Source organism: Prauserella endophytica (assembly GCF_005146945.1).
Lineage (GTDB): Bacteria > Actinomycetota > Actinomycetes > Mycobacteriales > Pseudonocardiaceae > Prauserella_A > Prauserella_A endophytica.
The window spans coordinates 303,149-322,208 of record NZ_SWMS01000002.1 but is presented as its reverse complement, the minus strand read 5'-3'; the positions used below and the strand labels follow the sequence as shown (position 1 = coordinate 322,208).

The window sequence follows — 19,060 nt, the reverse complement described above, 5'->3', positions numbered from 1 at the left end:
GGTCAGTTCCCCGAGGGCGCGCCGTGGGTGCGCCTGCCCACGAACCGGGGGCTCAGCACGACCCGCCTCGGCTCTCCCTGGTACGCCCCGGAGACCCGCTCGACCAGGAGCCCGGCCGCCGTCCGCGCCATCCCGCGCAGGTCGTGCCGCACGGTGCTCAGCTCGAAGCTCGCCCAGGAGGCCATCGGGATGTCGTCGAAGCCGACCACCGTCAGCTGCGACGGCACGTCGACGCCGAGCCGTCGCGCGGCGTCGAGCACGCCGATCGCGACGACGTCGTTTCCGCAGAACACGGCGGTCGGCGCGGGGTCGGCGGCCAGCAACTCGGGCAGCGCGTCACGACCCGTCTCGAACTCGAAGGGGCCGTGCCGCACGTGCGCGGGCCGCAGCGCGATACCCGCGTCGGCGAGCGCCTGCCGGAAACCCAGCTCCCGGTCGCGGCCCGTGCTGGTGTTGTCGGGACCGAAGATGCCGCCGATGTGCCGGTGCCCGTCCTCCACGAGCTGTCGCGCGACCTGCTCGCCGCCGAGCCGGTTGTCCACGGCCACCGCGTCGGCCGGCGTGGTGCCCTCGCGGTTGAGGTAGACGAACGGCAGCTCGCGGCGCCCCAGCTCGGCGGGCAGCGCCGAGTCAAGCGTCGAGGTGGCCAGCACGAGGCCGTCGATCGAGCGGTCCACGAGCCGCTCCGCCGACGCCGCGGCCTCGGAGCGCTCGGTGAACAGCATCATGCGGTAACCACGCTGCTCGAGCTCGTCGTGCAGCGGCCCCACCAGATGCGGGTAGAACGGGTTCGCCAGGTCGGTCACGAGCACGCCGATCCGGTGGCTGATGCGGGTGGAGAGGCTGCGGCCCGCCTCACTGGGCACGTAGTTGAGCGCCTCCGCCGCCATCCGCACCTTGCGCACGGTCTCCTCGGAGACCCGAGGGTCGCCGCGCAGCGCCCGAGAGACGGTCGGCTGCGAGACGCCGGCCAGTCGGGCCACGTCGCGGCTGGTGATCCCCACAGTTCCTCCCGATAGCCGTGCTGCCGCAAAAGCATACGTCCTCGCCCTGGTCGCACGCTCCGATGCCCTGGCCGGGGTTGACAAGAGACGTACCGTCCGAGCTAGTGTGCATACGTATGAAAGAGGAGGATCCAGCTGTGATGAGTGATCGTGTGACGGTGACCGAGGCCGAGGCGGCCAGGCGGACCATCCGCCGCACCGACTTCGTCTCCTGCAACCAGGCGTTCATCGACTGCCGGACGCCGGGCTCTGATCGCAAGGAGAACTACGCGATGATCGGCCCCGGCGTCACCCAGAACGCCGACCAGGTGGTGAACCTGCGCGAACCGCACGGCTACAACATCGGTGCCGCTGCCATGCCCACCGGCATCACCAACAACCTGCACCTGCACTTCACCGCCGAGGTCTTCTACTGCTTCCGCGGCGAGTTCCTGCTGCGCTGGGGCGCTGACGGAAAGGACGGCGAGCTCGTCCTGCGCGAGGGCGACATCGCGTCGATGCCGACCTGGATCTTCCGCGGCTTCACCAACATCGGGCCCGACGACGGCTGGCTGTTCACCACGCTCGGGCACGACGACACCGGCGGCATCATCTGGGGGCCCTCGGTGCTGCGGGAGGCCGAGGGGCACGGCCTGTTCCTGACCGCCGAGAACCAGCTCATCGACACGGTCGCCGGCGACGAGCCGCCCGAGGACGTCGAGCTGGTGCGGCCCATGACGGACGAGCAGATCGCCGGCCTGCGCACCTACACCGCCGAGCAGATGCGCAGGCGCGTCGCAACCGCGGCCGACCTCGAGTACTCCCCCGCGCCGTTCCTGGACAGCACGCTGCCGGGCGGCGGCGCGCAGCTCGCGCTCGTGATCGGGTACGGGATGACCGAGGACATGCACCAGGAGCCTCGCGTGTTCAACCCGCACGGCCACAACGTCGCGTGGCTGCGGGCGGAACCGGGCCAGGGCATGCTCTCCCACCGGCACGCCGAGACCCAGGTGCTGCTGGTCAAGGACGGCGAGTGGGAGGTCACGCTCAACCTGCACGACGAGGTGACGGTCCGGCTCGGTCCGTGGGACATGCTCTCCGTGCCGCGCGGCGCGTGGCGGGCGCTGCGCAACTCAGGGGACGACACCGCGACGATGCTCGTGATCAACGGCGGCGACGGCCGGGTGCGGCTGGAGTGGGACGCCGAGGTCGTCAAGGCCGCCGCGGACGCTGGGGTCGCCACCGACCACAACGGCTACGTCGCGCCGTACGCGCTCGTGCCTAGGACCATCGGCCGATGACGACGGCACCGCTCGTGCTGCTGCCCGGCATGCTCTGCGACGCCGGGCTGTGGGACGACGTGCGCGACGGGCTCGGTGGGTCCACAGTGGACGTCGAGCTGAGCGCACCGAGCATCGAGGGCATGGCGAAGCAGGTGCTCGCCGCCGTCGACGGACCGTTCGCACTCGCCGGGCTGAGCCTCGGGGCGATCGTCGGCTTCGAGGTGCTGCGCCTGGCCCCGGAGCGGGTTACCGGGTTCTGCGCGATGTCCACCAACGCCGGTGCTCCCCGCCCGCACCAGCTCGACCAGTGGGCCGCACTCGCCCGCCTCACCGCCGAGGGCGGCTTCGCCGACGCCGTCGAGGCGATCCTGCCGACGATGTTCGCCACCCCGGATCCGCCGGCCGAGCACGCGCGGCGGTTCCTCGCCATGGCCCGGCGGGTGGGCCCGGACACGTTCGGCGCACAGCTCGCCGCGCAGGCCACGCGCACCGACGCGCACGAGGCGCTGCGCGCCGTGCGGGTGCCGTCGCTCGTGCTGAGCGGCGGCGCCGACGCGCTGTGCCCGGAGAGCTTCCACACCGCGATCGCCTCCGCGATCCCCGGCGCCGACCTGCGCACGCTGCCCGGCGCCGGTCACCTGCTGCCCATCGAGCGGCCCGGCGACGTGGCCGGGCTGCTCGCCGACTGGCTGCGCACCGTGCCGCGGCGGAAGGAATCCCATGCCTGAGCCCCTCAAGCGACGCCTCCTCGCCGGTGAGCGGCTGCGCGGCGGACTCCTGCGGATGCCGGCGGACTTCCTGGTCGAGCTGGCGGGGGTCGCCGGGCTGGACTTCGTGCTCGTGGACTGCGAGCACGGCCCCGCCGACCTCGGGGCACTGCAACAGCACATCCAGGCCGCGCAGGCCAGGGGCATAGGGGTGCTGGTGCGGGTGGGCCACGACGAGCCCGCACTCGTGCTGCGGGTCCTTGACCTCGGGGCCGAGGGCATCGTGGTGCCGCACGTCGACTCGGCGGACCAGGCACGGCGGGCCGTGCGGTCGGCGCACTACCCGCCGCTCGGCGACCGCGGGTTCGCCACCTACTCGCGGGCGGGGTCGTTCGGCGCCGCGTCCATAGCAGGCCACCTCGCCGCCTCGGCCGAGACCACGCTGGTGGTCCCGATGCTGGAAACGGCGGCCGCCTGCACGGCCGCGAGCGAGATCGCGGCGGTGGACGGCGTGGACGCGCTGGTGGTCGGACCCGCCGATCTCTCGGTGTCGATGGGCCTCACCGGCGGCGCGGCGGAGCCCGCCGTGCGGGACGCGATGGGCCGCGCGGCGGCCGCGGCGCGGGAGTCGGGCAAGCCGATGCTGAGCATCGTCGGCACCAGGGAGCAGGCCGCGGCCGCGCCTGCGGGGGCCGTGGTGTTCAACCTGGCGCACGTCCTGCTGGGCACGTTCCGTGAGCTGGCGGCCTGGTGAGCCGCTCGATCGCCACCCACAGAAGTCTCAGTGTGTGCGTTGCGCGACAAGCGGTTGCGGCATTGGCGCGATCTCGGTCGGCACCGGTGTGACGGCCGATGACACGCCCGATCCGGCTCCTCCACCGTTGAGGAATGCACCCGGCACTCGATCAGCTCTCCGACCGGCTGCTGATCCAGTGCAGGCTCTCCCACGCGGCGGCCGCCGCCAGGATCGCCGACGAACACGACACGGGCCTCGTCCTCACCGGCAGCTCACCGGAACCGACCGTCCGTTACCTGCGCGATCAGGGCTTCGACAGACCGATCCTGTGCGATGCCGACCGCTACTCCGGCACCCGGCGGATCAGCGCGGGCAAGGGCATCCGTCCCGCGTGGTGCCGACGACAGCATGACCTCGGCTTGACCGCCCTCACCGACTCGGGCTATCTGGCCACACGCAACTGGACCGGACTGCGCACCATACTGCGGGCCGCGGCGCGGCAGCCGGAGCCCACGATCGCGATGCTGCCCCTGGCCGCACGCTGGTTCGCCACTCCATCCGTGTGCGACGCGCTCGCTCGCGTGATCAACGGGCAGCACGTCCCGGTCGCGCTGGCCATCGAGCACCGCAGCGACCCCTTCGGCGCACAGTACGTGCTGCGCGGGTTCCTCCGGCTCCTCGACGCAATAGCGGTGCCGGTGCTCCTCCTCCGTTGCGACGTCTCCGCGCTGGGCGCCTTGTGTCACGGAGCGCACGCCGCGGCGATCGGCACCGTCAGCGCGCTCCGCCACTTCTACCCGATCACGGTCGGCGGCGGACCCCCTCCGCCCAGGGTCTCCGCCTTCGTCACGCCGCTGCTGAGCTATCACCGGCTCGACACCTGCGAACGCGTGGTTGCCGGAACGCCTGAGCTTCATCAGTTGTGGCCGTGCGACTGTCCCGCATGTCACGGAGCCACGCCCGCACAGCTGAGCACAACCGAGGATCCACCGGTCGCGACGACCGAGCACTCCCTGCACGCGCAGCTGCGGCTTCGGGCCGAGCTGCTCCGCCACACCGGCGAACAAGGCCTGAGTGCCTGGCACGAAGCCTGCAGTCACGCGTTGTTCGTCCATGACCAGGTTGCCGAGACGACCACTCGCTGGCTGGCACCGGCCAATCTGCGAACCTGGTACGCCGTCACTCGCGACCCCCTGCCGCACCGCACGGGCATCCCGCGTCAGCCGGGACGGCGAGCAGCGCGCACGCCACGGCCGCTTGGTTGAGCCGCTAGCGACTCACGTCGGCGGCCACGCGGAAGCCGAGGTTCCCGCTGGAGCTGTCCGGGGTGTTCCCGGTGCGCGCGGCGACCCGGTACCGGTTGCAGTAGGAGTCGTGGCACAGGTACGAGCCGCCGCGCATCGCCCGGTTCGTCCGGCTCGGGTCGAACCAGTCGGCCGTCCACTCCCAGACGTTGCCCGAGGTGTTGTACAGGCCGAACCCGTTGGGGCGGAAGGCATCCACCGGCGCGGTACCGGCGTAGCCGTCGTCCTCGGTGTTCCGCACGGGGAACCTGCCCTGCCAGATGTTGCACCGGTGCTCGCCGTCCGGGGTCAGCTCGTCGCCCCACGGGTAGCGCTTCTGGTCGAGGCCGCCGCGCGCGGCGTACTCCCATTCGGCCTCGGTCGGCAGCCGCACCCCGGCCCACGCGCAGTAGGCGACCGCGTCGTTCCACGACACGTGCACCACGGGATGGTCCTGTCGCGCCTCGACGTCGCTGCCAGGGCCCTCCGGTGCCCTCCAGTACGCTCCCCCGACGGCGCACCACCACGGCGTCTGCTCCGGCCTCGGCGACCGCTTGCGCAGCGCGGCGGGGACGAAGCGGGCGAAGACGTAGGTCCAGCCGAACTTCTCGGCCTCGGTGCGGTATCCGGTGGCGTCCACGAACTGGGCGAAGCGGGCGTTGGTCACGCAGAACGGGTCGATCGCGAACGGCGCCACGGTCACCTCCCTGATCGGCCCCTCGCGATCGTCGGGGAACCCGTCGGCGTCCTCGGTGCCCATACGGAAGGTCCCGCCCGGCACCGTGATCAGCCCGTCGGTGGCGTGGGTCGTGCCGGGGTTCGTCCCCCGGCTCGCCTCGGTCACCGGCCCGGACCGGGACGGCGGGCAGCACTCGGACATGGGCGGCACCTCCTGTTTCCTCGCTCCACCCTAGGGCGCCGCCGCGCGGGCACGGTCGCCGAGGCCCACGCGACGTACTCCTCGTGCGGCCACGCGCACACGGTGGTGAGGTGGTCGTAGGCGTCGTGGGAGGCGATCAGGCCGAGCGCGTCGGCGAGGCGCTCGCGGACCGCCGCGGCGCGCCCGGGCGGTAGCCCGGCGGTCTCGAACGACTCGAGCCACGCGGTTATCTCCCAGCGGCGGGCGAGCACCGGCTCGGCCCTGACGGCGGCGACCGCGGGGGCGTCGGCCGCGGCGAGGAGCGAACGCCCCGTCAGATCCCGCGGGAGGCAGGCGCCGTCTGCCCCTGCCGGACGAGCGCGGTCACAGGTGGATCCAACGATGCTCGCGGCCCTGCCGGTCGTTCCAGACGTAGTCGAGCCGGTTGTGGACCTCGACCACATCGGACACCCGCTCGGTGAGCGTGGTCGCCAGCTCGACGTCGCTCTTGGCCGGAAACTGACCGAGCAGCGTCACGACACCGCGCTCGACGGCGACGCCGACCGAGCCGGAGGAAACACCCAGCCGCAGTCCGAAGACGTCGTCGACCATGTCGCGCCGGATCTCCTCGTCGTGGCGCAGGAAACCGCGCAGCAGGTCGGCCCGCGACAGCACGCCGACGAGCCGTTCACCGTCCACAACGCACAGTCGGCGGACCTCATCGACGACCACATCATCAACATCTACGCGCTCGTGCCGATCCTGCTGGCCGACGTCTGCGCGGGCAACACCTGGGTGCCGGCCGTTACCGGGCCCAGCTGGTCAAGCACAGCCGCTGGCTGCTCTGAACGGGTACGCTCGATCCCGCGCGCAGGCGCGCCCACGGAGCGCCGGACTCTGCTCAGCCGGGCTCGCGCCGTTCCCCGGGACCGCCGGGATGGGCGAGGTCGTAGGCGCGGGAGACCTTCTGGGGCACCACCATCCGCCACGCGTCCACGACGAGCTCGCGGGCCTCGGCCGGATCCAGCGCGGCGAGCTCGGCGCGGACCCAGTTGAACCGCAGGTCCGACTCCGACGGCAGCCGGAACTTCTCCGGCTCTCCGGCGACGAGCGCGGCGCGCTCCTCCTTCGGGAACGCGAACTCCATCACCGTCTCGTCGAGGGAGAACGCGACGTAGACGATCTGCTTGACCCGGAACTTCAACCGGCCGCGCACGTAGACCGGATAGGAGCGCTCGAGCTCCGAGCCCAGGGCGCGGACATCCTCGATCACCGCCATGACACACCTCCTCGCCCGAGGACGAAGGCGGCCATCCCGCCCGCGGCGGAGCGCGCGGGCCGCCGGTCGTCCTCGTACCGGGCCGCTCCCGTCGCCGAGAGGGCGGCCGCGAACGCTCTGGCCGCACTCATTCGTCGAAAATCGGACGGACCTCGACCTTTCGGTTACAGGCCTTCGATCCCTCGGCGGCGAGCTTCAACGCCACGTCGAGGTCGGGGGCCTCGATGATCCAGAAGCCGATGAGGTACTCCTTCGATTCCAGGAAGGGCCCGTCGGTGAACAGCGCCTCCCCGCCCCGGTTGTCGATGACGGTGGCCGCGCTGGGCGAGGCGAGACCGGCTGCGAAGACCCAGTGGCCCTCGGCCTTGAGCCGGTCATTGAACCCGTCGATCGCCGCCTGCTCGTCCGGAGTGGCGAGGCCGGACTGGTCGTGGATCACCGAAACGAGATACTGCATCTGAGAATCCTCTCCTGTGGTGTCAAGACCGGGTGGTGGTGCGGTCGGGTCCTTCCGTCGGCGCGTACCGCGGGCGTCCGGCAGGCCGGAAGACCTGGATCGTCACGCCCTTCGAGTCGACGCGCGACTCGAGCAGCTCGAGCGCGAGGTCCGCACCGGTCTGCGGGAACAGTCGCGCGCCCTGGCCGAGAATCACCGGGATCACAATCAGGGTCAGCTCGTCGACCAGCTCGTGCTCCAGCAGCCACCGGGTCAGGACGCCGCTGCCGTGCACCTGCAGCTCGCCACCCGGCTTGGCCTTCAGGTCCGCGATCGCGGTTGCGAGATCGCCGGACAGGACGGTGGTGCCCGGCCACCCCGAATCGGTGAGGGTGGTCGACGCCACGTACTTGGGCCGTGTGTTCAAGGCCCGCATGACGGGTTCCCAGCCGGGGACGTCCTGGGCCGCCAAGGACCCCCACGAGGCGGCGAAGAGCTCGTAGGTCCGCCTGCCGAACAGGAATGCGTCGGCACGCTGGTAGGTCTGGTTGATGAAGGCGCGGGTCTCGTGGTCACCCTTGCCCCGGGCCCACCCGCCGCGCTCGAATCCGTACCTGCGGTCCTCATCCGACGCGTGGCCGTTCCCCTGCATCACTCCGTCGATAGTCACCTGGGTCATGGTCGTCAGCTTCATGGTCGCGCTTCCTCGCCGTCGGCGCCGCCCCGTCGCGGGCGGCCTCACCCCTGCTACGAACAGCACCGCCCCGATCCGACAGCGCCTTCCGGAATTTCCGCGGATAACGTTCCGGCAGGCCTGGAACAACAGTCGCCGACAGGCGCCGGGGTGCACGTCCGGGTACTTCTCCTGCCAACCGGCGAGCCGCTCGGCGAGCAACCGCTGCTGGTCCTTCTCGTACGGGCCACCCTCGAAGTACCGGCGGGCCTGGTTGAACGCGCGGTCGTACTCGACGTCCAGCGACGCGTTCCCCGCCATCAGAGGCACGCCTCGCAGGGACGCCTCGTGGTAGGCGACGCCGATCGCCTCCTCGCCGACCGGCTGCCGTCGACGCCGACCACCACGGGAACGTCGGCGGGCGCGGCGCTGCCGTCCTCGTGCTTGCGAAGCACCACCACCGGGCCCTCCGCCGGTGGCTCGGCCTCCGGTGTGCGGCCCCGGACGACCGCGACGGGACACCGCGCGTGGGAGACGAGTGCGGTGGCGACGGAGCCGACAAGCGTGGCGGTCAGCGTCCTCAGCCCGCGTGTGCCGACCCACGAGCATCCACGCGGAGGCGGCGCGGATGCTCGCAGCACGGCGACCGCGCCGCCGACCTGGAACTCCGTGGTGACCGTGAGCCTGCCGACGCCGTCCGCGGACTCCGCCGCCGTCTCCGCCGCTTCCGCGAGCCTGCGCCACCCCTCCGCGCGCAGGTCGTCGAGGAAGCTCCGCGGCAACCCGGCACCGGCCTCCCTATGGGGCGGGGATCATGCCCACGGCGACCAGCCGCAGGGCGCGCGTTTCTCAGGCGCCGCGGCGCGCGGCCCAGGCCGCGGGGCCGCCACCGGTGTCGGCCTGGCTCGATGCCGCCGCGCGGGCCGCGGCCGGGAGCAGGGGCCTTCCGTCACCTCACCGGGCACGGCGCGTGCTCCGGTCCGGGGACCTTGGGCCCTTCCCCGGTCCCGGCGTCGGCGGCGACAGTGGCGGCATGCTGGCCTGGCGAGTCCGTCGTCCGAGCACCGCGCCCTATCCGGGGTTCGAGGCACGGGAGGAGCCCACGCCACGGCCGGAACGCGGGGAACTGCTCATCCGGGTGCGGGCCTGCGGGGTGTGCCGCACCGATCTGCACGTGGTCGAAGGGGACCTCCCGCCGCATCGTCCCGGCGTGGTCCCTGGCCACGAGGTCGTCGGGGAGGTCGTCGACGTCGCCGAGGGCGCGACCGGTTTCGCGCCCAGTGACCTCGTCGGGGTGGCGTGGCTCCGTGGCACGTGTGGACGGTGCCACTACTGCCGCCGTGGCGCCGAGAACCTGTGTCCGCTATCGGTCTACACGGGCTGGGACGCCGACGGTGGCTACGCCGGTTTCGTCACCGCCCCGGCCGCGTACGCGCATCGGCTTCCCTCCGGCTACACCGACGCGGAGCTCGCGCCGCTGCTGTGCGCGGGCATCATCGGCTACCGCGCGCTGAAGCGAGCCGAACTGCCCGACGCGGGCCGTCTCGGCATCTACGGGTTCGGCGCGAGCGCGCACCTGGCCGCGCAGGTCGCGCTGGCGCGAGGGGCGACGGTCCACGTGTTCACCCGCAGCGCCAGCGCCCGCGAGCTGGCGCTGAAGCTGGGCGCCGGCTCGGCGGGCGGGGCCACAGATCCCCCACCGGAGCCGCTCGACGCGGCGATACTGTTCGCCCCGGTCGGCACACTCGTACCGCCCGCGCTCGCCGCACTCGACCGCGGCGGCACCCTGGCTCTCGCGGGCATCCACCTCACCGACATCCCCGTGCTCGACTACCAGCGCCATCTTTTCCAGGAGCGGCAGCTGCGCAGCGTCACCGCCAACACCCGCGCCGACGCCAGGGAGTTCCTCGCCATCGCCGCCGAGCATCCGCTGAAGGTGGTCACCACGCCGTATCCGCTCGACCGCGCCGACCGCGCTTTGGCCGACCTCGCGGCCGGCCGGGTCGACGGAGCGGCGGTACTCATCCCCTAGCCAGGGGTGCGAGGCGGCGGGATGGGCTCGGTCTCCACGCGGTGAAGGCCACCTTCACCGCGTGGAACAAGACATGGCGGCGCGGAGCGACTCCGTGGCGGGTGGTGGCCGGAGACGGGTGGGCGCAGGCATGGTGGCCTTGAGAGCAGGCCAGTCGCTGACCTGGACGACTTGCACCGGAGGGCCGCTTGACCGGGGAATATGGCTTGCGTCCGTTGGCGTCGGTGTGCGGTGCTAGTCGACATGGCGGGTACCGGGTAGCGGGCACGCACTTGCGTCCGGCTGTCGCCTTCGGTCGTGCCCGCCCTGGCGTTACCTGCCTAGCTGGGTGCGTCCGTGGCGGCCCGCTTGAGTTGGCGTTCGTCGTCGGTGGCGAGCAGGCGGGCGACGTGTTCGATGCGGATGTCCAGGCGGGTGGAGTTGACGCCGTGGCCGGTCTTACGGGCTGCGCGGAGGGCGGCCCAGGCGGCGTCCAGTTCGCCGGAGCGGGCGTAGGCCTCGGCGATCCAGGTGCGGTAGAGGGCGACCTCACGTGCGTGTTCTGGTGTGTAGGCGGCGACGGCGGCGGAGATGAGCGGTTCGGCATGGGCGGGGTCGCCGAGTTCGATGAGGCAGCGTCCGGCCATGATGTCGATCTCCTTGCGGTCCAGCCAGTACACCCATTCCGGCTCCGGGTTGCCGGGCGTGCGCGCCTCGTAGGCGTCGTCCACCGCGTCGAGTGCGTGTCGGGTGCCGTCGGCGTCGCGGGATCGGGCGCTGGCCCAGGCGACCCGCTCCAGGAGCAGGGCGCGGACCACGGGGGTGGCGTCGGTGGCGCCCTTGACAGCAGAGCGCGCGAGCAGGGCGGCGTCGGCGGGGTTTCCGACGTTGGCGATCTGGTAGCTGAGGCTGGACAGCAACTGCCCGGCCAGGGCGCGGTTTCCTGCCTCGTGGGCGGCGGAGACGCCGGAGAGGTAGACGTGCTGGGCCTCGGCGTAGTGACCGGCGTCGCTGGCGACCCATCCGGCGAGCTGGGCCAGCTCACCGACGACGGTGAGCAGACGCCGGCCGGTGTTCTGGTCGTAGCTGGCTTCGGTGACGACTTGCTGGGCGTCGGTCAGCTCCCGGCGCACGAGAGGGAACAAGTCGCCGCCGCCGATCACGTCGTCCAGGTGCCGCAGGTCGATCACGCGGCGTTCCAGCTCGGTGGCGAGGCTGTCGCCGACGCGGCGCCCGAAAGCGGTGTGGATCGCAACGGGGGTATCCGCCACGAGCCATTCGTGTGCGACCCGCAACGGGTCATCCGGGCGGCCGTACAGGGCGTCCACCGAGATGTCGAGCGCGCGGGAGTAGGCGGTGACATGCTCCGGCTTGACGGTGCGCTTGCCGGTCTCCAACAGACCAAGCAAGGGCTTGCTGTAGTGGGTGCGGGCGGCCATCGCGGCCAGGCTGACCCCGGCGGCCTCGCGGGCCGCCCGTAACGCTGCCCCCAGTTCGCTCACCCGGTCACCACCTGCACGACGACGCTTGTAGACGACAGTAGACGCCCGACCTCTGTCTATCGTGCCCGATCTTCCCGATGGTGGAGAACGTGCGGAAGCCCGGTGGTCGCAACCCGACCCGGCCATCGGGCTCCACGTCCACCGGAAGCGCGGGGAGGCACGACTTGGTGACCGGTCAGGAGCACGCTCGGCACACGGCGGCGCTGTCGCGGCTGGTGTTGTCCGGCTGGCGCGGCACGCCAGTGGGTGACCCGACCGAGCCAGCCGCGCTGGTCTACGTCCACGAGCGGGGCGGCGTCTCCGACGCCGTGGTGGTGCAGGGCTGTGACGAGGCCGTGGCCACCCGCGAAGTGCTGGGCCGCACCGTGCGCGCGGTGGACGGCCCGGCGGCCGAGGTCGTGCACGAGGTCCTGTCGTGGTAACCGGGTCCGTCGTCATCGGTGCCGTCGCTGTGTTGATGACGGCGTGGTGGTGGTTCACGGGTCACACCTACGGCGGCGCCCGTTTCGCGGCCTGGCGCCTCAACCGCCGCGACCGGCGTCACCCACACCGTTGAGCACACTCTATGGAGGTCGATTCACAAATGGCATCTCACGAGGAAACCCTGGCGCATCTCCAGCAGAGCGCGGACAACTGCCTCAACATCCACGGCGCTATCCAGAACGCCGTCCAGTTGTCCTCGGACTTGCTCGGCTCCTTGCAAGCCAGTCTGGGCAACACCACCGCCTACACCGAGGTCGCCGGGTACTGCCAGTCGGTGTTGTCGCAATTGGAGGCCTCGGCGCAGGCGATGGAGCAGACCAAGCACGCCATTGACGGCCTGATGGCCCGATTTCACGGCGCCTAGCGGTGGCCCGGCGCCGACATCCCGCAGCGCGGCCGCCGCGGCCGCCCGGCCGCCCGTGCGGTCCCCGCACGGTGACCGCTACCCAGCGGGGGCCGCGTGGGGTGCGCACCTCATGGAGCGCTACTCACCACCGGGCAGCGGCGTGCCCGTGCGGGGGTTGGCGCGGGCGGCCGGACAGGACGCCACGGTGGAGTTCCGGCCGGGGCAGGAATACTGGGCAGCGAAAGCGACCGAGCGGGCGAAGGCGATCGGTGCACCGGCCGCGTTTTGGGAGGCGAACGTGACGCATCACGTCGAGTTCGAGACGGCCGTCTGGATGATCGAGTCCGGGCACCGCGAAGCCGAGGTGATCGTGAACCGGACGCCCTGCGGCTACCGCAGGGACCTGGAACCGTACCGGCACGCTGGTTGCCACCAGTTCCTCCAGGGCTTCCTACCCCAGGGGCACACCCTGCACGTCTACGGCACCGACGACCACGGCACGAAGACGTTCATCGCCAGCTACGAAGGGCAGAACCCCCAATGAAGGTCACCGAGACCGCCGAGGCGATCAAGACGCTGCGCGACCACGCCGCCGACCCGACCGCCGCGAGGCACAAGCTGCTCGTGCTGGAACGGGCGGACTGGACGACCGAGGACGACGTGTGGGGCACCCAGTCCGGTCCGAACCTGCACGTCTACGCCGGTCCCAACGTCGGCTTCCTCATCTGGGAGGGCCGCGACGACACCTTCATCACCACCGGCGGTACGAACATCGCGCCCGTCGAGTACGCCGTGGACGAATGGAAGACCCGCGCGTTCCCCGAGCGGATCGAGCTGCCGGTCGCCGAACTTGCCGAGGCGATGACCCGGTTCGCGCGCGAAGGTGAGCGGCCGGCCAATGTCGGATGGAAGCCACACGATCCGTCCGGACGCTAGGACCGCCTCCGTCGCGCTTGGCGGCGCCGCATTTTGCACCGCCCCGCCCTCATGACTGGCGCTCCCGGCTGACCGTCAGCCCGGCAATGAGGGCAACGAGCGCGGCACCGATGAGGAGGTAGGTGAACTCCTGCGGCGTCGAGAGAGCGCTGCTGCGCAGCGCCGGGTAGTCCAGGAACCCGGAAGGCGGGTCCGTGCGACTGAAAACGCTGCCGCATGGCATCCCTTGGGCGTCGTGATCAGCGTTGCCGATGGTCACGCCCACGATCCCGAGCACCACGGCCAGCGAGCAGCACCCTCCGCCTGCCGATGTAGTAGGGCATCCGGGTCCGTGGAATCCATCCGTCCGGCGCTCGACATGCCAACCGTCAGCGTCGCCATCTCGACGCGCGGCTTGCTCGTCGGCAGTGCCCGTGGCTCGTCCTCGCCGCCACAACCCACGAGGGCCGCGCCCGCCGATAGCAGCGCTGCGGCAACTGCTGCTCGCATCGTGGTTCCTCCGCTGCCGCACTGCAGCGATCAGCGTGCGGTGAGGGGACGCCCGACGATCCACCGCTAGTCGAATAGTTCAGCGCTTGCTGTCATATCAGCAACGGCTGTACTGTTCGCCCCATGCTGACGTGTGAGACCCGCGGTGCGGCGCTGGCCCGGCTGGGCCGCGCGCTGGCGGACCCGACCCGCTGCCGCATCCTGGTCGCCCTGCTGGACGGCGTGAGCTACCCCGGAAAGCTCGCCGAGTCACTGGGGCTGTCCCGCTCGAACGTGTCCAACCACCTGGCCTGCCTGCGCGGCTGCGGCCTGGTGGTGGCGGCCTACGAGGGCCGTCAGGTCCGCTACGAGCTGGCCGACCCGCACCTCGCGCGAGCACTGGGCGAGCTGGTGCACGTGGTGCTGGCCGTGGACACCGACAAGCCGTGCCTGGACGACGCCGAGCAGCCGGAGCCCGCATCGGGGGCGGCACGATGAGCGAGCCGCGCGAGCTGTCGCCGTCCCCGGCCGGAGTGGAGAGCTGCGGGGACACCTGTTGCGCCGAGGAGCCCGTGGCCACCGTGGTGTCGCCGGAGCGGCGAGCGGTTCTGTCGCGCCGGGTCCGATGGTTCGTGGCCGCCACGATCACCTACAACGTCATCGAGGCGGTCGTCGCGATCACGGCCGGCACGGTGGCGTCGTCGACCGCGCTGATCGCCTTCGGCCTGGACTCGGTGATCGAGGTCGCGTCGGCGGCAGCCGTGGCCTGGCAGTTCTCCGGCAGTGACCCCGAGGCCCGCGAGCGCGCCGCGCTGAGGGTGATCGCGGTGTCGTTCTTCGCGCTCGCCACGTACGTCACGGTCGAGTCGGTGCGCGGGCTCCTCGGCGCGGACCCGGCCGAGCACTCAACGGTCGGGATCGTGCTGGCGACCGTGTCGCTGCTGATCATGCCGTTCCTGTCCTACGCCCAGCGCAGGGCGGGCCGGGAGCTCGGCTCCGCGAGCGCCGTCGCCGACTCCAAGCAGACCCTGCTGTGCACCTACCTGTCCGGCGTGCTGCTGCTCGGGCTGCTCCTCAACAGCCTGCTCGGCTGGTCGTGGGCCGACCCGGTCGTCGCACTCGTGATCGCCGCCGTCGCGGTCAAGGAGGGCCGCGACGCCTGGCGCGGCCAACACTGCTGCTGAGCCGGTCCGGCGTCACGCCCGTCCTCGACCGGGGTGGTCGAGGGCGGGGGCGCGGCGGAAACGCATCCTCTTGCCGTCCGGCCGCCGAACTGGAACCGTGCAGGCAACCTCACCACCGGAGGCGGCGGATGGCTGAAGAGCGCACTCGAGCGACAGCGGCCGGGGTCTACGACTGGTGTCTCGGCGGTCACCACCATCTGCCATGCGACGCCGAGGCCGCCATCGCCGCGCAGCGAGCGTTCCCGCTCACCACCCGCACCGCGCGGTACAACCGGGACTTCCTGCAACGCGTGGTGCACTGGCTGGCCAAGCAGGGCGTGAGACAGTACCTCGACATCGGGTCCGGCTATCCCACCGCGGGCAACGTCCACGAGATCGCGCAGGCCAGCCGGCCCGACAGCCGCGTGGTGTACGTCGACATCGATCCCGACACCGTCGCCGTCAGCAACGGCATCCTGGCCGACGACCCGTGCTCCCTCTGCATCCAGGGCGACATCAGCGACCCCGACGCCGTGCTCGGCCATCCGGGGACGGGGCTGCTGGACTTCACCGAGCCCGTCGGGCTGCTGCTGGTCTCCGTGCTGCCGTTCGTGGAAGGAGACGTCGGACCCTTGCTGCGCCGCTACATCGGCGCACTCGCCCCGGGCAGCCACGTCGCGATCAGCCACATCACCGCGCCGGAGGGCGAGCACGCGCGCCTCAGGCTGGAGGCCGCGGAGCGCCAGTACAACACCAAGGTCCAGCAGCGGGTCAACGTCCGCAGCGGCGACGAGATCACCGCCCTGTTCGACGGTACCGAGCTCGTGCCGCCCGGCCTGGTCCGCGCCACGCACTGGCACCCGCCCCGGCCCGGCTACGTACCCGGTGACGACGACGAGGCCAGCGGCGTGCTCCTCGGCGGCGTCGGCCGCGTGCCCTGAGCTCAGCGGTCCCACGTCACCGGCAGCCGGTGCACACCATGGATGTTCGCGTTGCCCCGCATCGGCACCTCGGCCGGATCCACCGCGAGCCGCAGCGTCGGGAACCGCTCCGCCAGCGCCGGGAACGCGACCCGCAGTTCCACCCGCGCCAGCTGCTGGCCGAGACACTGGTGCGCGCCGTGCCCGAACGCCAGGTGACCGCTCGCCTGCCTGCGCACGTCCAGCACGTCCGGGTCGGGGAACCGCGACGGGTCCCGGTCGGCCGCCTGCAGCGCCAGCGTGACCGACTCCCCCGCCCTGATCGTCTCCCCGGCGAGCTCCACGTCCTCCAGCGCGGCCCGTACCCCGGTGTGTCCGACCGTCAGGTACCGCAGGAGCTCCTCGACGGCGCGCTCGGGATCGTCGCGCAGCGCGGCGAACTGCGCCGGCTCGCACAGCAACGCGAACGTGCCGAGTGCGAGCATGCTCGCCGTGGTGTCGAGGCCCGCGCCGAGCAGGAACGCGCCGATCCCGGCCAGTTCCCCGTCGGTGAGGTCGCTGCGGGTCAGGTCGCTCAGCACGTCGTCGGTGGGCGTGGCCCGCTTGGCGATCACCAGCTCGTGCAGGTAGCCGTACAGGTCGTTGATCGCGGCGCCCTTCTCCTCGGCCGAGGAGTCCATGCTCACCAGTGTGGCGGTGTGCCGCTGGAAGAGCTCGTGGTCGGCGTAGGGCACTCCGAGCAGCTCGCAGATCAGCAGCGCGGGGACCGGCTGCGCGAACATCGCCACCAGATCCGCGGGCGGGCCGTGCTCGGCCAGCACGTCGAGCTGCCGCGCGGTCACCTCCTCGACCCGTGCGGTGAGCAGCCGCATGCGGCGCACGGTGAACCTGCCTGCCAGCAGCTTGCGGTAGCGGGTGTGTTCGGGCGGGTCGATACCGGTGAGGTCGCCGAGCGGCGCGGTGAACCCGTCCGGAATCTCCTGCTCGGGGAACGGCAAGTGCATCAGCTCGTAGCGTGAGCTGAACCGCGGGTCGGCGAGCACCGCGCGGACCACGTCGTAGCCGGTGGCGAGCCAGCCTTCGTGACCGTCCGGGTAGGACATCCGGCGCAGTGGGCGCTCGGCGCGCAACCCGGCGAGCTCGGCCGGTGGGTCGAACGGGCGGCCCACGGGCCTGGCGGTGGGCAGCGTCGTCGGCTCTCGCATGGTGTGCTCCTGACGTCGTCGGCGGGTCAGCGCCCGGCCCTGCGGTGGAACAGTGACTTCGCCCAGATGTAGCCGCCCAGCGCGATCGCGAGCGACCAGCCGACGGCCAGCGCGGCGCTGCCGCCGTCCACCGGGGTGCCGAGCAGGAGCGCGCGCAGCGTGTCGATCACCGGGGTGAAGGGCTGGTAGTCGGCGAACACGCGCAGCCAGGCCGGCATCGAGTCGGTGGGCACGAACCCGCTGCCGAGGAACGGCAGCAGCGTCAGCACCATGGGCAGGTTGCTCGCCGTCTCGACGCTCTTCGACACCAGGCCGAGCGCGACCGACAGCCACGTCAGCGCCACGGTGAACAGCACGATCAGCCCAGCCGCGGCGAGCCAGCCGCCCACGTCCGCCGAGGGCCGGAACCCGGCCGCCATGGCGACGGCCAGCACCACGACGAGCCCCACCGCGGTCTGGATCAGCGTGCCCAGCACGTGTCCGGTGAGCACCGAGGCGCGGCTGATCGCCATCGTCCGGAACCGCGCCATGATGCCCTCCGTCGCGTCCATCGCGACCGAGACCGCGGTGCCGAGCGCGACGCTGGCGACGGTGATCGTCAGGATGCCGGGCACCACGAACGCGAGGTAGTCCGCGCGCCCACCGCTCGGGCCGAGCCCGGCGCCCAGCGTGCCGCCGAAGACATAGACGAACAGCAGCAGGAAGAGGATCGGCTGACCCAGCAGCATGAGGGTCATCGACGGATAGCGCAGCATGCGGCGCAGGCTGCGGCGCAGCATCGTTACGGAGTCACGGGCGGGCAGGGCGAGCGTGGTCACGAGGCGGCCTCCTTGGCCGGTTCGGGGGCGGTGGCGTGCCCGGTGAGGATGAGGAAGACGTCGTCGAGGTCGGGGGTGTGCACGGTCAGCTCCGCGACGTCGACGGCGGCGTGGTCGAGGCGGTCCAGCACGGCGCGCAGGGCGCCGACGCTGCCGTCGGTGGGCACCTGGAGCGTGAGCGACTCCTCGTCACGAACGGGTTCGCCGAGTGCCGCGGCCGCGAGCGCGAGCCCACGGGCATCGGGGAAGCTCAGCCTCAGGTGCCCGCCGGGCACGAGCCGCTTGAGCTCGTCGGCGGTGCCCTCGGCGACCAGCTTTCCGTGGTCCAGCACCGCGATCCGGTCAGCGAGCTGGTCCGCCTCCTCGAGGTACTGGGTGGTGAGGAAGAGGGTGACGCCCCGCGCGGCGAGGTCACGGATGATGTCCCACATCGTGCGGCGGCTGCGCGGGTCGAGCCCGGTGGTGGGCTCGTCGAGGAAGATCACCGACGGGTCACCGACCAGAGTCATCGCGAGGTCGAGCTTGCGGCGCATGCCGCCGGAGTAGGTGGCGGGCGTCTTGCCCGCCACCGCGGTCAGGTCGAACCGCTCGAGGAGTTCGTCCGCGCGGCGGCGACCCTCGTCGCGGCGCAGGTGGTGCAGGTCGGCCATCAGCAGGAGGTTCTCCCGGCCGGTGAGCAGGTTGTCGATGGCGGAGAACTGGCCGGTGACGCCGATCGCGCGGCGGACACCGTCCGCGTCGCGGGTGAGGTCGTGCCCCGCTACCCGCGCGGTGCCGGAGTCGGCGGCGAGCAGGGTCGAGAGGATGTTGACGGTGGTGGTCTTGCCGGCCCCGTTGGGGCCGAGGAGGGAGAAGATGGCGCCCGGCTCGACGGTCAGGTCGACGCCGTCGAGCACCACCTTGTCCCCGAACGACTTGCGCAGCCCGGTGGTGACGATGGCGGGCTGGTTCGACGAACGCATGATCGGT

Annotated in this window: 26 protein-coding genes; 12 read left to right on the top strand and 14 right to left on the bottom strand. The window is 71.7% G+C overall.

Annotated features, from left to right (window positions below; genetic code table 11):
* Nucleotides 1–2: 2 nt before the first annotated feature.
* Nucleotides 3–1,004, bottom strand: a complete 1,002-nt coding sequence (locus FCN18_RS05415) for a LacI family DNA-binding transcriptional regulator (protein ID WP_112269832.1) — start codon at nt 1,002–1,004, stop codon at nt 3–5.
* 140 nt (nt 1,005–1,144) lie between these two features.
* Here FCN18_RS05415 and FCN18_RS05410 point away from each other — a divergent pair, with 140 nt between their 5' ends.
* The 4 genes from FCN18_RS05410 (at nt 1,145) to FCN18_RS05395 (ending at nt 4,974) form a co-directional block, all read left to right on the top strand.
* The gene (locus tag FCN18_RS05410) at nt 1,145–2,284 is read left to right on the top strand and encodes a cupin domain-containing protein (RefSeq protein ID WP_137093607.1); all 1,140 of its coding nucleotides are present in this window, start codon (nt 1,145–1,147) and stop codon (nt 2,282–2,284) included.
* Nucleotides 2,281–2,994, top strand: a complete 714-nt coding sequence (locus FCN18_RS05405) for an alpha/beta fold hydrolase (protein ID WP_137093604.1) — start codon at nt 2,281–2,283, stop codon at nt 2,992–2,994. Before FCN18_RS05410 ends, FCN18_RS05405 begins: the two co-directional genes overlap by 4 nt.
* Nucleotides 2,987–3,727, top strand: coding sequence for an HpcH/HpaI aldolase family protein (locus FCN18_RS05400; RefSeq protein ID WP_137093602.1), 741 nt, complete (start codon nt 2,987–2,989; stop codon nt 3,725–3,727). The genes FCN18_RS05405 and FCN18_RS05400 overlap by 8 nt, the downstream gene beginning before the upstream one ends.
* 134 nt (nt 3,728–3,861) lie before the next feature.
* Nucleotides 3,862–4,974, top strand: coding sequence for a hypothetical protein (locus FCN18_RS05395; protein WP_137093599.1), 1,113 nt, complete (start codon nt 3,862–3,864; stop codon nt 4,972–4,974).
* A gap of 4 nt (nt 4,975–4,978) precedes the next feature.
* Here the strand turns inward: FCN18_RS05395 and FCN18_RS05390 are convergent, their stop codons facing one another.
* The 8 genes from FCN18_RS05390 to FCN18_RS05360 all read right to left on the bottom strand — a co-directional run bounded on the left by FCN18_RS05390 (nt 4,979) and on the right by FCN18_RS05360 (nt 9,021).
* Nucleotides 4,979–5,872: a formylglycine-generating enzyme family protein gene (locus tag FCN18_RS05390; protein ID WP_137093597.1), complete on the bottom strand. Its 894-nt coding sequence runs from the start codon at nt 5,870–5,872 to the stop codon at nt 4,979–4,981.
* On the bottom strand, nt 5,833–6,123 hold the full coding sequence (locus FCN18_RS05385) for a hypothetical protein (RefSeq protein ID WP_137093595.1): 291 nt from the start codon (nt 6,121–6,123) through the stop codon (nt 5,833–5,835). Before FCN18_RS05385 ends, FCN18_RS05390 begins: the two co-directional genes overlap by 40 nt.
* Nucleotides 6,124–6,235: 112 nt before the next feature.
* Nucleotides 6,236–6,583, bottom strand: a complete 348-nt coding sequence (locus FCN18_RS05380) for a BON domain-containing protein (RefSeq protein WP_112269820.1) — start codon at nt 6,581–6,583, stop codon at nt 6,236–6,238.
* A gap of 169 nt (nt 6,584–6,752) precedes the next feature.
* Nucleotides 6,753–7,130, bottom strand: a complete 378-nt coding sequence (locus FCN18_RS05375; RefSeq protein WP_112269818.1) for an MmcQ/YjbR family DNA-binding protein — start codon at nt 7,128–7,130, stop codon at nt 6,753–6,755.
* Entirely contained in the window at nt 7,121–7,261 is a 141-nt protein-coding gene (locus FCN18_RS38995) for a hypothetical protein (protein ID WP_158303062.1), read from the bottom strand. Before FCN18_RS38995 ends, FCN18_RS05375 begins: the two co-directional genes overlap by 10 nt.
* Nucleotides 7,258–7,587, bottom strand: coding sequence for a YciI family protein (locus FCN18_RS05370; protein ID WP_137093593.1), 330 nt, complete (start codon nt 7,585–7,587; stop codon nt 7,258–7,260). Before FCN18_RS05370 ends, FCN18_RS38995 begins: the two co-directional genes overlap by 4 nt.
* A gap of 22 nt (nt 7,588–7,609) precedes the next feature.
* Nucleotides 7,610–8,260, bottom strand: a complete 651-nt coding sequence (locus tag FCN18_RS05365) for a dihydrofolate reductase family protein (protein WP_113644309.1) — start codon at nt 8,258–8,260, stop codon at nt 7,610–7,612.
* A gap of 299 nt (nt 8,261–8,559) precedes the next feature.
* Nucleotides 8,560–9,021, bottom strand: a complete 462-nt coding sequence (locus FCN18_RS05360; RefSeq protein WP_137093590.1) for a universal stress protein — start codon at nt 9,019–9,021, stop codon at nt 8,560–8,562.
* Nucleotides 9,022–9,272: 251 nt separating this feature from the next.
* On the opposite strand from FCN18_RS05360, the gene FCN18_RS05355 reads away from it, so the two are divergent.
* Nucleotides 9,273–10,271 carry a zinc-binding alcohol dehydrogenase family protein gene (locus FCN18_RS05355; RefSeq protein ID WP_137093954.1) on the top strand — a complete coding sequence of 333 codons (999 nt, stop codon included), beginning with the start codon at nt 9,273–9,275 and terminating at the stop codon, nt 10,269–10,271.
* Between the two features lie 320 nt (nt 10,272–10,591).
* Here FCN18_RS05355 and FCN18_RS05350 read toward each other — a convergent pair whose 3' ends face one another.
* Nucleotides 10,592–11,752, bottom strand: coding sequence for a helix-turn-helix domain-containing protein (locus tag FCN18_RS05350; RefSeq protein ID WP_228713663.1), 1,161 nt, complete (start codon nt 11,750–11,752; stop codon nt 10,592–10,594).
* 164 nt (nt 11,753–11,916) lie between these two features.
* Here FCN18_RS05350 and FCN18_RS05345 point away from each other — a divergent pair, with 164 nt between their 5' ends.
* From FCN18_RS05345 to FCN18_RS05330, 4 genes are all read left to right on the top strand, one after another.
* Nucleotides 11,917–12,174: a hypothetical protein gene (locus FCN18_RS05345; RefSeq protein ID WP_137093588.1), complete on the top strand. Its 258-nt coding sequence runs from the start codon at nt 11,917–11,919 to the stop codon at nt 12,172–12,174.
* 143 nt (nt 12,175–12,317) lie between these two features.
* The gene (locus FCN18_RS05340) at nt 12,318–12,599 is read left to right on the top strand and encodes a hypothetical protein (RefSeq protein ID WP_228713661.1); all 282 of its coding nucleotides are present in this window, start codon (nt 12,318–12,320) and stop codon (nt 12,597–12,599) included.
* Nucleotides 12,600–12,711: 112 nt separating this feature from the next.
* Nucleotides 12,712–13,125: a DddA-like double-stranded DNA deaminase toxin gene (locus FCN18_RS05335; RefSeq protein ID WP_113644314.1), complete on the top strand. Its 414-nt coding sequence runs from the start codon at nt 12,712–12,714 to the stop codon at nt 13,123–13,125.
* Nucleotides 13,122–13,517: an Imm1 family immunity protein gene (locus tag FCN18_RS05330; protein ID WP_113644315.1), complete on the top strand. Its 396-nt coding sequence runs from the start codon at nt 13,122–13,124 to the stop codon at nt 13,515–13,517. The genes FCN18_RS05335 and FCN18_RS05330 overlap by 4 nt, the downstream gene beginning before the upstream one ends.
* A gap of 49 nt (nt 13,518–13,566) precedes the next feature.
* Here the strand turns inward: FCN18_RS05330 and FCN18_RS05325 are convergent, their stop codons facing one another.
* Complete coding sequence (locus FCN18_RS05325) at nt 13,567–13,776, bottom strand: hypothetical protein (protein ID WP_137093586.1); 210 nt, start codon at nt 13,774–13,776, stop codon at nt 13,567–13,569.
* A 353-nt stretch (nt 13,777–14,129) separates the two neighbouring features.
* On the opposite strand from FCN18_RS05325, the gene cmtR reads away from it, so the two are divergent.
* From cmtR to FCN18_RS05310, 3 genes are all read left to right on the top strand, one after another.
* Nucleotides 14,130–14,483 (top strand): Cd(II)/Pb(II)-sensing metalloregulatory transcriptional regulator CmtR, encoded by a 354-nt coding sequence (cmtR, locus tag FCN18_RS05320; protein ID WP_112269812.1) that lies wholly within the window; start codon nt 14,130–14,132, stop codon nt 14,481–14,483.
* Nucleotides 14,480–15,169: a cation transporter gene (locus tag FCN18_RS05315; RefSeq protein ID WP_112269810.1), complete on the top strand. Its 690-nt coding sequence runs from the start codon at nt 14,480–14,482 to the stop codon at nt 15,167–15,169. The genes cmtR and FCN18_RS05315 overlap by 4 nt, the downstream gene beginning before the upstream one ends.
* Nucleotides 15,170–15,297: 128 nt before the next feature.
* Nucleotides 15,298–16,089: an SAM-dependent methyltransferase gene (locus FCN18_RS05310; RefSeq protein WP_137093583.1), complete on the top strand. Its 792-nt coding sequence runs from the start codon at nt 15,298–15,300 to the stop codon at nt 16,087–16,089.
* Between the two features lie 2 nt (nt 16,090–16,091).
* Here FCN18_RS05310 and FCN18_RS05305 read toward each other — a convergent pair whose 3' ends face one another.
* The 3 genes from FCN18_RS05305 to FCN18_RS05295 are packed head-to-tail and all read right to left on the bottom strand — an operon-like array spanning nt 16,092 to nt 19,053.
* Nucleotides 16,092–17,273 carry a cytochrome P450 gene (locus FCN18_RS05305; RefSeq protein WP_137093581.1) on the bottom strand — a complete coding sequence of 394 codons (1,182 nt, stop codon included), beginning with the start codon at nt 17,271–17,273 and terminating at the stop codon, nt 16,092–16,094.
* A 26-nt stretch (nt 17,274–17,299) separates the two neighbouring features.
* Nucleotides 17,300–18,091: an ABC transporter permease gene (locus FCN18_RS05300; RefSeq protein ID WP_113644319.1), complete on the bottom strand. Its 792-nt coding sequence runs from the start codon at nt 18,089–18,091 to the stop codon at nt 17,300–17,302.
* Nucleotides 18,088–19,053, bottom strand: coding sequence for an ATP-binding cassette domain-containing protein (locus FCN18_RS05295; protein ID WP_112269802.1), 966 nt, complete (start codon nt 19,051–19,053; stop codon nt 18,088–18,090). Before FCN18_RS05295 ends, FCN18_RS05300 begins: the two co-directional genes overlap by 4 nt.
* Nucleotides 19,054–19,060 lie beyond the last annotated feature (7 nt).